General features: G+C 74.9%; 10 protein-coding genes and 1 riboswitch. Of the genes, 2 read left to right on the forward strand and 8 right to left on the reverse strand.

Annotated elements, in window-relative coordinates:
* Positions 1-10: 10 nt before the first annotated feature.
* From cobO to ACZ4M3_RS16210, 6 genes are all read right to left on the reverse strand, one after another.
* Positions 11-610 (reverse strand): cob(I)yrinic acid a,c-diamide adenosyltransferase, encoded by a 600-nt coding sequence (gene cobO, locus ACZ4M3_RS16185; RefSeq protein ID WP_467732964.1) that lies wholly within the window; start codon positions 608-610, stop codon positions 11-13.
* On the reverse strand, positions 610-2,703 hold the full coding sequence (locus ACZ4M3_RS16190; RefSeq protein ID WP_467732966.1) for a putative cobaltochelatase: 2,094 nt from the start codon (positions 2,701-2,703) through the stop codon (positions 610-612). Before ACZ4M3_RS16190 ends, cobO begins: the two co-directional genes overlap by 1 nt.
* Before the next feature lie 127 nt (positions 2,704-2,830).
* Positions 2,831-4,396 carry a cobyric acid synthase gene (locus ACZ4M3_RS16195; RefSeq protein ID WP_467732968.1) on the reverse strand — a complete coding sequence of 522 codons (1,566 nt, stop codon included), beginning with the start codon at positions 4,394-4,396 and terminating at the stop codon, positions 2,831-2,833.
* Positions 4,393-5,352 (reverse strand): cobalamin biosynthesis protein, encoded by a 960-nt coding sequence (locus ACZ4M3_RS16200; RefSeq protein ID WP_467732970.1) that lies wholly within the window; start codon positions 5,350-5,352, stop codon positions 4,393-4,395. The genes ACZ4M3_RS16195 and ACZ4M3_RS16200 overlap by 4 nt, the downstream gene beginning before the upstream one ends.
* A gap of 58 nt (positions 5,353-5,410) precedes the next feature.
* Positions 5,411-5,496: riboswitch (cobalamin riboswitch) on the reverse strand.
* A 153-nt stretch (positions 5,497-5,649) separates the two neighbouring features.
* Complete coding sequence (locus tag ACZ4M3_RS16205) at positions 5,650-5,871, reverse strand: hypothetical protein (protein ID WP_467732972.1); 222 nt, start codon at positions 5,869-5,871, stop codon at positions 5,650-5,652.
* 28 nt (positions 5,872-5,899) lie between these two features.
* The gene (locus tag ACZ4M3_RS16210) at positions 5,900-7,165 is read right to left on the reverse strand and encodes an inorganic phosphate transporter (protein ID WP_467732973.1); all 1,266 of its coding nucleotides are present in this window, start codon (positions 7,163-7,165) and stop codon (positions 5,900-5,902) included.
* Positions 7,166-7,506: 341 nt separating this feature from the next.
* Here ACZ4M3_RS16210 and ACZ4M3_RS16215 point away from each other — a divergent pair, with 341 nt between their 5' ends.
* Together ACZ4M3_RS16215 and ACZ4M3_RS16220 are read left to right on the forward strand one after the other, a co-directional pair.
* A complete protein-coding gene (locus tag ACZ4M3_RS16215) occupies positions 7,507-8,664 on the forward strand; it encodes an alpha/beta hydrolase (RefSeq protein ID WP_467732975.1) in 1,158 nt (385 codons plus the stop codon).
* A 117-nt stretch (positions 8,665-8,781) separates the two neighbouring features.
* Positions 8,782-10,290, forward strand: a complete 1,509-nt coding sequence (locus tag ACZ4M3_RS16220) for a hypothetical protein (protein ID WP_467732977.1) — start codon at positions 8,782-8,784, stop codon at positions 10,288-10,290.
* A gap of 36 nt (positions 10,291-10,326) precedes the next feature.
* Here ACZ4M3_RS16220 and ACZ4M3_RS16225 read toward each other — a convergent pair whose 3' ends face one another.
* Together ACZ4M3_RS16225 and ypfJ are read right to left on the reverse strand one after the other, a co-directional pair.
* Positions 10,327-10,722, reverse strand: coding sequence for a VOC family protein (locus ACZ4M3_RS16225; RefSeq protein WP_467732979.1), 396 nt, complete (start codon positions 10,720-10,722; stop codon positions 10,327-10,329).
* 108 nt (positions 10,723-10,830) lie between these two features.
* The gene (gene ypfJ, locus ACZ4M3_RS16230; RefSeq protein ID WP_467732981.1) at positions 10,831-11,721 is read right to left on the reverse strand and encodes a KPN_02809 family neutral zinc metallopeptidase; all 891 of its coding nucleotides are present in this window, start codon (positions 11,719-11,721) and stop codon (positions 10,831-10,833) included.
* Between the last annotated feature and the right edge of the window lie 90 nt (positions 11,722-11,811).

Below are 11,811 nucleotides of genomic sequence, written 5' to 3' on the forward strand. Positions count from 1 at the left end.
TGGAGCGAGGTCACCACTCGATGCCCTTCTGGCCCTTCTGGCCGGCGTCCATGGGGTGCTTGACCTTGGTCATCTCGGTGACCAGGTCGGCGAACTCCAGCAGCTTCTGCGGCGCGTTGCGGCCGGTGATCACCACGTGCTGGGTGCCGGGACGGTCCCGCAGCACCTCGATCACCTCGTCCACGTCGATCCAGCCCCAGTGCATCGGGTACGCGAACTCGTCCAGCACGTACAGCCGGTGGGTCTCCGCGGCCAGGTCCCGCTTGACCTGCTCCCAGCCCTCCTTCGCCGCCTGCTCGTTGTCGAGCTGCGCGTCGCGCTGCACCCAGGACCAGCCCTCGCCCATCTTGTGCCAGACGACCGGGCCGCCCTCGCCGGAGGCGCCGAGCACCTTGAGCGCGTTCTCCTCGCCGACCTTCCACTTCGCCGACTTGACGAACTGGAACACCCCGATCGGCCAGCCCTGGTTCCAGGCGCGCAGCGCCAGCCCGAAGGCCGCCGTGGACTTGCCCTTGCCCGGGCCGGTGTGGACGAACACGAGCGGACGGTTACGGCGCTGGCGCGTCGTGAGCCCGTCGTCCGGAACGACGGACGGCTGTCCCTGCGGCATTACGCGGCCCTCCTGTTGGGGGTGGTGGTCGAGGTCACTGAGGTACGTACGTTCTTCACGAGGCCGGCCAGCGAGTCGGCCCGCAGCCCGTCGAGGGTGACGGCCGGGCCGCCGAGGTCGGCGGCCAGCGCCCCGGCCAGCCCCAGCCGGACCGGGCCCGTCTCGCAGTCCACGACCACCGAGGCCAGCCCCTGTGCGGCCAGCAGCCGCGCACTGCGCGCCGACAGCTCGCGCGGGTCCCCGCCGAGCGCCCCGGCCGACGTCGCCCGCCCGTCGGTGACCACCACGAGCAGCGGCCGGCGCGAGGGGTCCCGCAACCGCTCGATCCGCAGCACCTCGTGGGCCTTCAGCAGCCCGGCCGCCAGCGGGGTCCGCCCGCCGGTCGGCAGCTGCTCCAGCCGGGCCGCCGCCGCGTCCACGGACGAGGTCGGGGGCAGCGCCAGCTCGGCGCCCGCACCGCGGAAGGTGATCAGACCGACCTTGTCGCGGCGCTGGTAGGCGTCCAGCAGCAGCGACAGCACGGCTCCCTTGACCGCGCTCATGCGCTGCCGGGCCGCCATCGACCCCGAGGCGTCGACGAGGAACAGGACGAGGTTGCCCTCGCGGCCCTCACGGGTCGCCTGCCGCAGGTCGTCCCCGCGCACCACGAGCCCCCGGCCGCTGCGCCCGCGCGCCTTCTGGTGCGGCGCGGCCGCCTGGACGGTCGCGGCCAGGTGCAGCTTCGTCAGCCGGCCCCGGGGGCGCTGGGCGCCGGTGGTACGGCCGTGCGCGGTCCGGGCGCGGGAGCGGCGGCCGGCCGCGCCCTCGCCGAGGCCGGGCACGCTCAGCATCTTGGTCCGGAACGGCTCGGTGGCCCGTACGGGCGCCTGTTCGGGCGGCCCGGCGCCGTCGGCGGGGGCGTCGGGGGCGGGCTGCGGCTCGGGGGCGTCGGGGGCGTCGGGCGCCTGCGCGGCGTCCGGCCCGTCGCCCTGCGGGGGTACGCCGCCACCCCCGTCGGGGCCGCCGCCGCCCGGGCCGTCGTCGCCCGGGCCACCGTCGTCGGGGCCCTCCGGCTCGGGTTCCGGCTCCGGTTCGGGCTCCTCGTCGGGGAACCGGTCCAGGATCTGGTCCAGCTTGTCCTCGTCCAGCCCGGGCGCGTCGAAGGGGTTGCGGCGGCGCCGGTGCGGGAGCGCCAGCAGCGCGGCCTGCCGGACGTCCTCCTTGCGCACCTCGGTCCGCCCCGCCCAGGCGGCCAGGGCCGTCGCGGTGCGGGCCATCACGATGTCGGCCCGCATGCCGTCGACCTCGAAGCCGGCGCAGGTGGCCGCGATCTGCATCAGCGAGGTGTCGCCGAGCACGACCTGCGGCAGCAGCGCCCGCGCGGCCACCACCCGGGATCGGACCTCGCGCTCCTCCTCGGCCCAGCGGCCCGCGAAACCGGCGGGGTCGTCCTCGTAGGCGAGCCGGCGGCGCACCACCTCGACGCGCTGGGCGGGCTCGCGCGAGGCCGCGACCTCGACGGTGAGCCCGAACCGGTCCAGCAGCTGCGGGCGGAGCTCGCCCTCCTCGGGGTTCATGGTGCCGACGAGGAGGAAGCGGGCCGCGTGGCGTACGGAGACGCCCTCGCGCTCGACGTAGGAGGCGCCCATCGCGGCGGCGTCGAGGAGGACGTCCACCAAGTGGTCGTGGAGGAGGTTCACTTCGTCCACGTACAGGATCCCGCGGTGCGCGTCGGCCAGCAGGCCCGGCTCGAAGGCCTTCACGCCCTCCGCCAGGGCCCGTTCGATGTCGAGGGCCCCGACGAGACGGTCCTCGGAGGCACCGACCGGCAGCTCGACCATCCGCGCGGGCCGGAGGGCGCCGCTGCCGGGCTCGTGCGGGCCGTCGGGACAGGCCGGGTCCGGCGCACCGGGCGCGCACGAGAACCGGCAGCCGGGCACGACGTCCACCTGCGGCAGCAGCGCGGACAGCGCGCGCACGGCGGTGGACTTGGCGGTGCCCTTCTCGCCGCGCACGAGCACCCCGCCGACCGCCGGGCTCACGGCGTTGAGCAGCAGCGCCAGCCGCAGGTCGGTCTGGCCGACCACCGCGGTGAACGGATAGGGCAGGCTCATGCGTTACTCACTCCTTCGAAGCGGACGGCTGTCGGTCGCGGCGCCGCGGCCGGGGCGGAGCCCCGGGTACCGGGAAGCGCCGGGGGAGGGGCCGGGGTGGCGCAACGGCCCCGCGGGGCCAGGGCCGTCACGGCGCGCCCGGCGGCAGGAACGGGAGCCCGGCGGGCGCGCCCGACTCGATCAGCCCCAGCAGCGCGGCGGTGTCGGCGTGCTCCTCGATCAAGTCGCCCAGCAGGTCGAGCTGCCGCTCCCGCAAGGCGGAGAACGACGTGTCCGGCGCCGGTACGAACCGGCGCCCCGCGGCCGCCGCGACCTCCCGCAGGAACGCCCGGCGGAAGCCGTCCGACTCCAGCGAGCCGTGCCAGTGGGTGCCCCACACCTCACCGACCCGGCAGCCGTCCAGGAACGGGGTTCCGCCCAGCACCTCGGCCACGCCGTGGTGGATCTCGTACCCCTCCACGGGCTCGCCCAGCGCCGAACCCACCGGCCGCGCCAGGGTCTTCTCCCGCTCGAAGCGCACGCGTACGGGCAGCAGCCCGAGGCCCTGGACCGTGCCCGCCCGGGATTCCACCTCGTCCTCGATCAGGTCGCCCAGCAGCTGGAACCCGCCGCAGATGCCCAGCACCGGCCGGCCGGCGGCCGCCCGCGCGGCCAGGGCGCCGGCCAGCCCGCGCTCGCGCAGCCAGCCGAGCGCCTGCACGGTGCCCCGGGTGCCCGGCACGACCACGAGGTCGGCGTCGGTCAGTTCCTCGGGCCGGTCCACGAACCGCACCACGACGCCGGGTTCCGCCGCCAGCGCATCGACGTCGGTGAAGTTCGACATCAGCGGCACCGCGCACACCGCGACCCGCAGTACGTCCTCGCCGACCGGCGGGGCGACCACCGACTCCCGTACCGCGCCGCGCAGCGAGACCCTCAGGCCGTCCTCCTCGTCGATGCCCAGCCCGTGCCGGTACGGCAGCACGCCGTACGTGGCCCGCCCGGTCAGCCCGCGCAGCATCTCCATGCCGGGTTCCAGGAGCGAGACGTCGCCCCGGAACTTGTTCACCAGGTAGCCGGCGATCAGCGACTGGTCCTCGGGCGACAGCAGCGCCGTCGTACCGAAGAACGAGGCGAAGACCCCGCCCCGGTCGATGTCCCCGACCACCACCACCGGGAACCGCGCGGCCCGCGCGATGCCCATGTTCACGATGTCGGTCCGGCGCAGGTTGATCTCGGCCGGACTGCCCGCCCCCTCGCAGATCACGGCGTCATACGTGCCCCGCAGCTGCTCCAGGCAGTCCGTGACGACCCCGAGCAGCCGCTCGCGTCCGCCGTGCGACGTCTTCCCGCCGGCCGGCCCCCCGGGATCCCCGAAGAACCCGCGGGCGCTCATCTCGCCGACCGGCTTGCCCAGCAGCACCACCTGGCTGCTGCGGTCACTGCCCGGCTTGAGCAGCACCGGGTTCATCAGCGCGGTCGGCTCCACGCGGGCGGCCTGCGCCTGCATCGCCTGGGCCCGGCCGATCTCCGCGCCCTCCCGGGTGACGAACGAGTTCAGCGACATGTTCTGCGCCTTGAACGGCGCCACCTTCACGCCCTGGCGCGACAGCCAGCGGCAGATGCCCGCCGTGACCACGCTCTTGCCCGCGTCCGACGTGGTGCCCGCGACCAGCAGGCCGCCGCCGCGCTTCGAACCGCTCGTGCCGCTCATGCCCGCCCCTTCCCCGACCACCGGGTCACCGCACACCGCAGTGCCACACACGCGCCCAGAGCCACCCACGTCACCTGACGCGACAGCCGTACCGCACGTTCGATGTCCGCCACTTCGACCGGCCGCCCCGCGGCGCCGTTCAGCACGGCCCGGTGCTCGACCCGCCCGCCGTACGCCAGCGTCCCGCCCAGCCGTACGCCCAGCGCCCCGGCGAACGAGGCCTCCACCGGCCCGGCGTTGGGGCTCGGATGCGCGGCGGCGTCGGCGCGCCAGGCCCGTAGGGCGCCCCGCCTGTCGGGTCCGGCCAGTACGGCGGCCAGCGCGGTCAGCCGGGCCCCGGGCCAGCCCGCCACGTCGTCGAGCCGGGCGGAGGCCCACCCGTAGCGCAGGTAGCGCGGCGACTTGTGGCCCACCATCGCGTCCAGGGTGTTGACGGCACGGAACGCCAGCAGCCCGGGCACGCCCGCGACGGCGCCCCAGACCAGGGCCCCGACCACCGCGTCGGAGGTGTTCTCGGCGACCGACTCCACGACGGCGCGGGCCAGCTGCTGCTCGTCCAGGGCCTGCGGGTCGCGCCCGCACAGGTGCGGCAGCCGCTCCCGGGCCACCTCGGCGTCCCCGGCGGCGAGCGCCCCGCCGATGGCCCGGGCCTCCCGGCCCAGCGAGGTACCGCCGACGACGGCCCAGGTGGCGGCGGCGGTCAGGGCGATACGGGCGGCCGCGGGCCGGGAGCGCACGGCGCGGGCGCCGAGCGCCCCGACGGCGGCCGCGCCCCCCGCGCACACCAGGGTGTGGACCACGCCCCGCGCCCGGTCGTCACGCCACAGGGCGCGTTCGAGGGCGGCGGCGGCTCTTCCGAAGGCGGCGACGGGGTGCCCCCGGCGCGGATCCCCGAGGATCCGGTCGCCGATCAGGCCCGCCGTGACGCCGTACGCGAATACGCGATCGGCACGCATGGTGGCAGGTATGTCCTCGCTCAGGGTCCGCGCCCTGGTTCGACGTGTCCGGCGGCGAGAGTTCCTGGCTCCCGGGACGCACGGACCGCGTGCGCTCCCCGGTGACAGTGGCGGGACCGCGCCGGATTCGCACCGGACTTCCTCTCCATGCCGCCGTATTGGCTCGGGCAGTCCACCACGCGCCGAGAACGCCCGTCAACTTGCCGTTGACCTGCGGCGAGGGGGTGGGGCGGCCGGGGCGGGGGCATGCGAAAGCTCCCCGCGGGATTCCCGCGGGGAGCTTTCGGCGTCGTCGCGTCAGCTGACGATCAGATAGATCGCGTAGGCCACGGCGACGCCGCAGAGCGCGAAGCACGCGTACGCGCCGCTGCGCGCCGCGGTGGCGGCGCCGCCCTGCTCGGTGGCGGCCTCGTGCTTGGAGAGACCCACCAGGCCCAGGGTGAACAGGGCCACGAGGGCGACGGTGGCGGAGAGGCTGACCCCGAAGACGGAGCCGAGTGCTGCCCAGTCGATCTTCATACCGCTGAATCCTCTGTCGTTCTCGGGGTCAGACCGCCGCGGCCGGAGCCGCGGGTGCCGGGGCGGCCGCCGGGATGGTGGCCTTGAGGTCCTCGTCCGTCACCGCGGCCGTGGTACCGGCGGCGGCGATCGGCGGGACGGTGACGGCGGCCATGGCCGTGGTGACGACTCCGGGCGCCTCGGCGGCGGCCGGCTCCACGTCCGTGACGTTGTGGTGGTCGACGACCTGGCGGCGCGAGATGAGCCAGATCGCGGCGCAGGAGGCGACCAGGAAGACCACGACGGCGGCGATGCCGACGTTGCCGGTGCGCATGACCATCTCGGCGCCGGCGCCGACCAGGGCGGCGGCCGGCAGGGTCAGACCCCACGCGATGAACATCCGGGTGGCGGTGGACCAGCGGACCACGCCGCCCTTGCGGCCCAGACCCGCACCCATGACCGCGCCGGAGCAGGCGTGGGTGGTGGAGAGCGAGAAGCCGAGGGTGGAGGAAGCCAGGATGACGCTCGCCGCGGAGGTCTGGGCGGCGAAGCCCTGCTGCGGGTGGAGGTCGGTCAGGCCGCTGCCCATGGTGCGGATGATGCGCCAGCCGCCCAGGTAGGTGCCGGTCGCGATGGCCATGCCGGCCGAAATGATGACCCACACCGGCGGGTTCGCGCCGGAGTCCAGGGCGCCGCCCGCGACGAGCGCGAGCGTGATGATGCCCATCGTCTTCTGGGCGTCGTTGGTGCCGTGGGCGAGCGAGACGAGACCGGCGGAGGCGATCTGACCGGCCCGGTAGCCCTTGGTGGCGGTCTTGCCGCCCACCTTGCCGCCGAGCTTGTACGTGAGCTTCGCGGCCAGCATGGCGGCCACACCGGCCACGATGGGGGCGGCGACGGCGGGGATGAGGACCTTGGTGACGACGACGCTGCCGTTGACCGCGCCGAGGCCGGCCGAGGCGACCGCGGCGCCGATCAGACCGCCCATCAGGGCGTGGGAGGAGCTGGAGGGGAGTCCGACCAGCCAGGTGACGAGGTTCCAGAGGATCGCGCCGACCAGGGCCGCGAAGATCACTTCTGGCTGGATGCCCTGCTCGTTGACCAGGCCCTTGGAGATCGTCTTGGCGACCTCCACGGACATGAACGCGCCGACGAGGTTGAGCACGGCGGACATGGCCACCGCCGTCTTGGGCTTGAGGGCGCCGGTCGAGATGGTGGTCGCCATCGCGTTGGCTGTGTCGTGGAAACCGTTCGTGAAGTCGAACACGAGAGCGGTGATGATCACGATCCCGAGGAGAAGCGTTATGTGCTCCATTTACCCAGGCTTCTGTTTGGCGTCAGTGGCTCGGCGACCGTAGGCAACCTGGGTGAACGGAAGATGAACTGAGAGAGGTCGGGTGGTGTCTCGGGTCGAGGCGCGATCGGGACCTTCCTCCCGATTCGGCCCTAGATCCAGCGATAAGGGCACGTCAAGACGGGTGAACGGGGTCCTCGGAGAGCCGCCCCGGCCGCCCCGGCGGCGGCGCGTCCGCCTCGCGACGAGACCCAGATCACGTTCCGCGGCGGCCAAGCGGAACCGTTACCGGGCGTTACCCGGCGGTTGCGGAATGATCTCCTCCGGTGGCCTGCGGGGGCGCCCGCCCCGACACTGGAGCGGTGCGTACCGCCACAGCGACGGCAGCGGCCGTCACGACGACCCTGATCGGTGCCGGAGCGGCCGTCATCGCGGCCGGCCGGTACGCCGCCGACGCGGCCCTGCGTCCCCGGCCGGGTCGCCCTCTGCCCGATGCGCCCCAGCTGACCGTCCGGTCCACCGCGGCGGGCCGCGTCGTGCTGACCGTGCCCCGGCCCCCGGCCGGGGGCGCCCCCGCCCGCGGCCCCCTGCGCCCCGGCAGGTACGGCCTGGACGCCCCCGGCGTGCACGCCGTGGTCGGCCCCGTCCTCACCGACGTCCCGCACGGGGCCGACACCGTGGTCCGCCGCCTCCTCGCCGTGACCCACGGCAGCCTCGACCCCGGCACCCGGGTCGTCCTCACGCCCCAGGTCCACATCGGCAACCCGCGCACCGCCCTCGGGCTCGACCACGCCGACGTGGACGTCCCCGGCGAGCTCGGCCCGCTGCCCGCCTGGTTCGTCCCGGCGGCCCGCGACACCTGGGTCATCGCGGTGCACGGCCTGGGCGCCACCCGCGAACACCCGATGGTGGTCATGCCGTTCCTGCACCGCCACGGGCTGCCCGTACTCGACCTCGCCTACCGGGGCGACCTGGGCGCGCCCCGCTCCCCGGACGGCGTCGGCCACCTCGGCGAGTCGGAGTGGCGCGACCTGGACGCCGCGATCCGCTACGCCCTGCGCTACGGCGCCCGCCGCGTCATCCTGTACGGCTGGTCCACCGGCGCCACCATGGCCCTGCACGCCGCCGAGCGCTCGGCGCTGGCCGGCCGGATCTCCGGGCTGGTGCTGGACTCCCCGGTGCTCGACTGGCACGCCACCCTGCGCGCGCTGGCCGCGGCCCGGGGCACTCCGGCACCGCTGATGCCGTTCGTGGTCCGGGCCGCCGAAAGCCGCGCGGGCCTGCGCGTCGACCGGAGGCCGCCGGGGGCGAACCCGGGCGCGCTGCGGATGCCCGTCCTGATCTTCCACGGGCCCGACGACACCCTGGCTCCCTGGGGGCCCGCCCGCCGGCTCGCCGCGGACCGCCCCGACCTCGTCACCTTGCAGCCGGTCCGGGACGCCCCCCACGGGGCGATGTGGAACGCGGCCCCGGAGGAGTACGAGGAGACCTTGCGCCGCTTTTTGACCCCTCTTATGTGAAAGCCCTGTGGCGGACGGGGCGTCCGGGTCGGCTTGTCCCGGTATGCCTGCCGGGCGGTCCGTGGAAACGGTCCATTCCGTTTGGGCTTTCGGCCAGTGACGGGCGAGACTGCTTCCGTGACGTCCCGAAAGCCTGATGAGCAGTTGGCTCGCGACTCCAGACTCCGACTCGTCTCCCCGCGCTCCGTCGCCGCGGCCCGCAAGGCGGTGACCGACCGGCGGACGCGGACCGCCCCCCGGCCCCCGGCGGGCACCCCCGCGACGGCCGACCTGGCGAACCGGGCCCGGGCCTCACTCGCCGACGCGGTACGGCTGGCCCGCTGGGCCGAGCGGCACCTCGGGGCCGGTGACGGCGGCAGGCCCGCCCCGGCGGGCGCGCTGCCCGCCGCCGATGTCGAACGGGCCGCCGCAGAGCTGCGCCTGACCCACGGCCAGATCCGGGTGGGCTGGGACCGCGCCCGCCTCTCCGGCCTGGTCGAGGTGCACGGCGGCCACGCCCGGCCCGGCTGGCGCCTGCGCGCCTGGGACCGCGACGACACCGCCGTCCTGCGCGGCTGGGTCGCCCTCTTCGACGCCTGGTCGCTGGTCCACCCGGCCCCCGCCGACATCGCACCGGCGGTCGTGGCCGAGGTCGTCGAGGCCATGCCCCAACTCCTTTCCCTGCTCCAGCTGTCCGCAGGTCCGGTGACCGTCCCGGACCTGCTGGACCTGCTCGGCCAGCGGGTGACGGAACTGCGCGACGAGCGGTGCGAGGTCCCGTACGAGGGCGCCGCCGCGGACGCCTCCGGTACGGGCGCCTCCGCCACGGACGCCACCGTCGCAGCAGCCGCCACGGCCGCCGTCGCGCACCACGGCCCGGTGGCGACGGCGCCGCCCGCCCGGGCGGCCGCTCCCGCGCCCCCCGTCCCCCTCGCCCGCCTGCTGCGCTGGGCGCTCGGCGGGCTCGCCGCCGTCGACGCCGTCACGCTCGGGCCGGCCCAGGCCACCCTCACCCCGCTCGGCAGTTGGGCCGTATGGGTCAAGCTGGAGCAGATCTGCGTCGCCGCGCAGAGCCCGGCCGGGAACATCGAACAGTCCGCCGCCGCCATGCTGCACGGCTGTGCCCGGCTCACCCCGGGCCCCGCGCGCGCCGAGTACCAGGCCTGGCTCGCCGCCCGCCCCGTCGGACACGCGGTCGGCGAACTGCTCCAGGCCGCCCGGGGCGAGGACGCCCTGCTGCGCGGCCTCGCCTTCGAGGCGCTCCGCGTGGTCGGCGCCCCCGCCGAGCCCGACGTCCGCGCCGCCGTGCGCGATCCGGCGCTGCGCCCCTATGCCCTGCTCTGGCTCGCCGAGCACGACGGGGTGGACCCCGACGAGGCGCAGGACGTCCTGACCGCGGAGGAGTCCACCTGGCTGTGGGTGGACACGGCCGCGGCGATCGCCGATCACGGCGAGGCCGAACTGCTGGCCCGCCACCTCGATTCGGCCGTGCGCACCACCGTCCCCCGGCTGCTGGACGAGGTCCGCGCGGTGGGCCACCCCCGGACCGTGCAGGTCCTGGTCGCCCTCGCCGCCGCCCACCCCGACCCGGCCCTGGCCAAGGCGGTCCGCCGGGCCGCCTTCCAGGTCCACACCGGCGGCGCGTAACACCGGGGAGGAGCCGGGGCGTACCCGCCGCGGGCGTCAGACCTGCGGGGCGTACGTCCCGAAGCTCCAGATGTTGCCCTCGGCGTCGCGGGCCATGTAGTCCCGCGAGCCGTAGTCCTGGTCGGTCGGCTCCATCACGATCTCCATGCCGTGCTCCGCGGCCCGGCGGTGGTGCGCGTCCACGTCCTCCACCACGACGTAGACCCCGACGGGGCCGCCGTCCGCCATGGCCTTGTCGAAGACCCCGCCGCGGCCCTTGCTGCCGAGCATCACCGCGCCGTTCCCGTACGACAGCTCCGCATGCATCACGGTGCCGTCCTCCCCTTCGTAGACGGCGACCTGGGTGAACCCGAAGGCCTCGGTCAGCTGCCGGATCGCGGCCTTTGCGTCGCGGTAGAGCAGCGTCGGAACGATGGACGGAACACCTGCCATGACGATCACTTCCCCTCGTGCGGTGCGCGTGTGTGGATCTGCGGTCGGGTGACGGGGGCCCAGCGTCCCGTGTGACCCGCCTCACAGCATGGCAGGCACCGCTGACAGTCAGCGGAAGGTGTCGCACTGGGCCATGTCACCGGTCCGGTAGCCCTGGTAGAACCACTGCTGGCGCTGCTGCGCCGAGCCGTGCGTCCAGGACTCCGGGGTGACCCGCCCCTGGAACTTCTCCTGGATCCGGTCGTCGCCGACCGCGGCCGCCGCGTCCAGGCCGTCCCTGATGTCCTGGTCGGTCAGGCTGGTGATCAGCGGCCGGCCGGTGGACTCGTCCGGGGTCCGGGTCGCGTTGTGGGCCCACACCCCGGCGTAGCAGTCGGCCTGGAGCTCCACCTTGACCGAGTTGCTGTTCGCGCCCGCCCGCCCGTCCTGGGTCTTCTGGAGCGTGCCCGTCAGGTTCTGGATGTGGTGCCCGTATTCGTGGGCCACCACGTACGCCTGGGCGAAGGGGCCGCCGCTCGCGCCGAACTTCGTCCGCAGCTCCTGGAAGAAGCCCAGGTCGAGGTAGACCTTCCGGTCGACGGGGCAGTAGAACGGGCCGACCGCCGAGGTGGCCGCGCCGCAGGCGGTGTTCACCTGGCCGGTGAAGAAGACCGTCGAGGCCGGCACGTACCGGGCGCCCCGCCGCTGGAACTCCTGGCGCCAGTAATCCTGCGTGCTGTTCGTCACGGCGACGAGCCGGCAGTCCTCGCGGCTGTTGGCGTCGCGGCCGGTCCGGCAGCTCTGCTGCACCTGTGCGGCGGAGGAGGGGCTCGAAACCGGCTGCGGGCTCCCGCCGGACAGCCCCAGCTCGTCCGGCCCCACCCCCAGCAGCAGCCCCAGCACCAGGGCGATCACCCCGACGAGACCCCCGCCGATCGTGGCCCTGCCGCCCGGGACGCGGCTGCCGCGCTGGTCCGAGACCTCCGACGTGTCCAGATTGGCGTCGTCGTCGAACTGCATGCCGCACCGCCCTCGCTCCCACGTGTCCGCACCAGCGGCGGCCGTCGCCGTCGCCATCCTGATACGTGCCCCGGCCGGCCCGGGAGATCC

This window comes from Streptomyces sp. NPDC026522 (assembly GCF_055567555.1).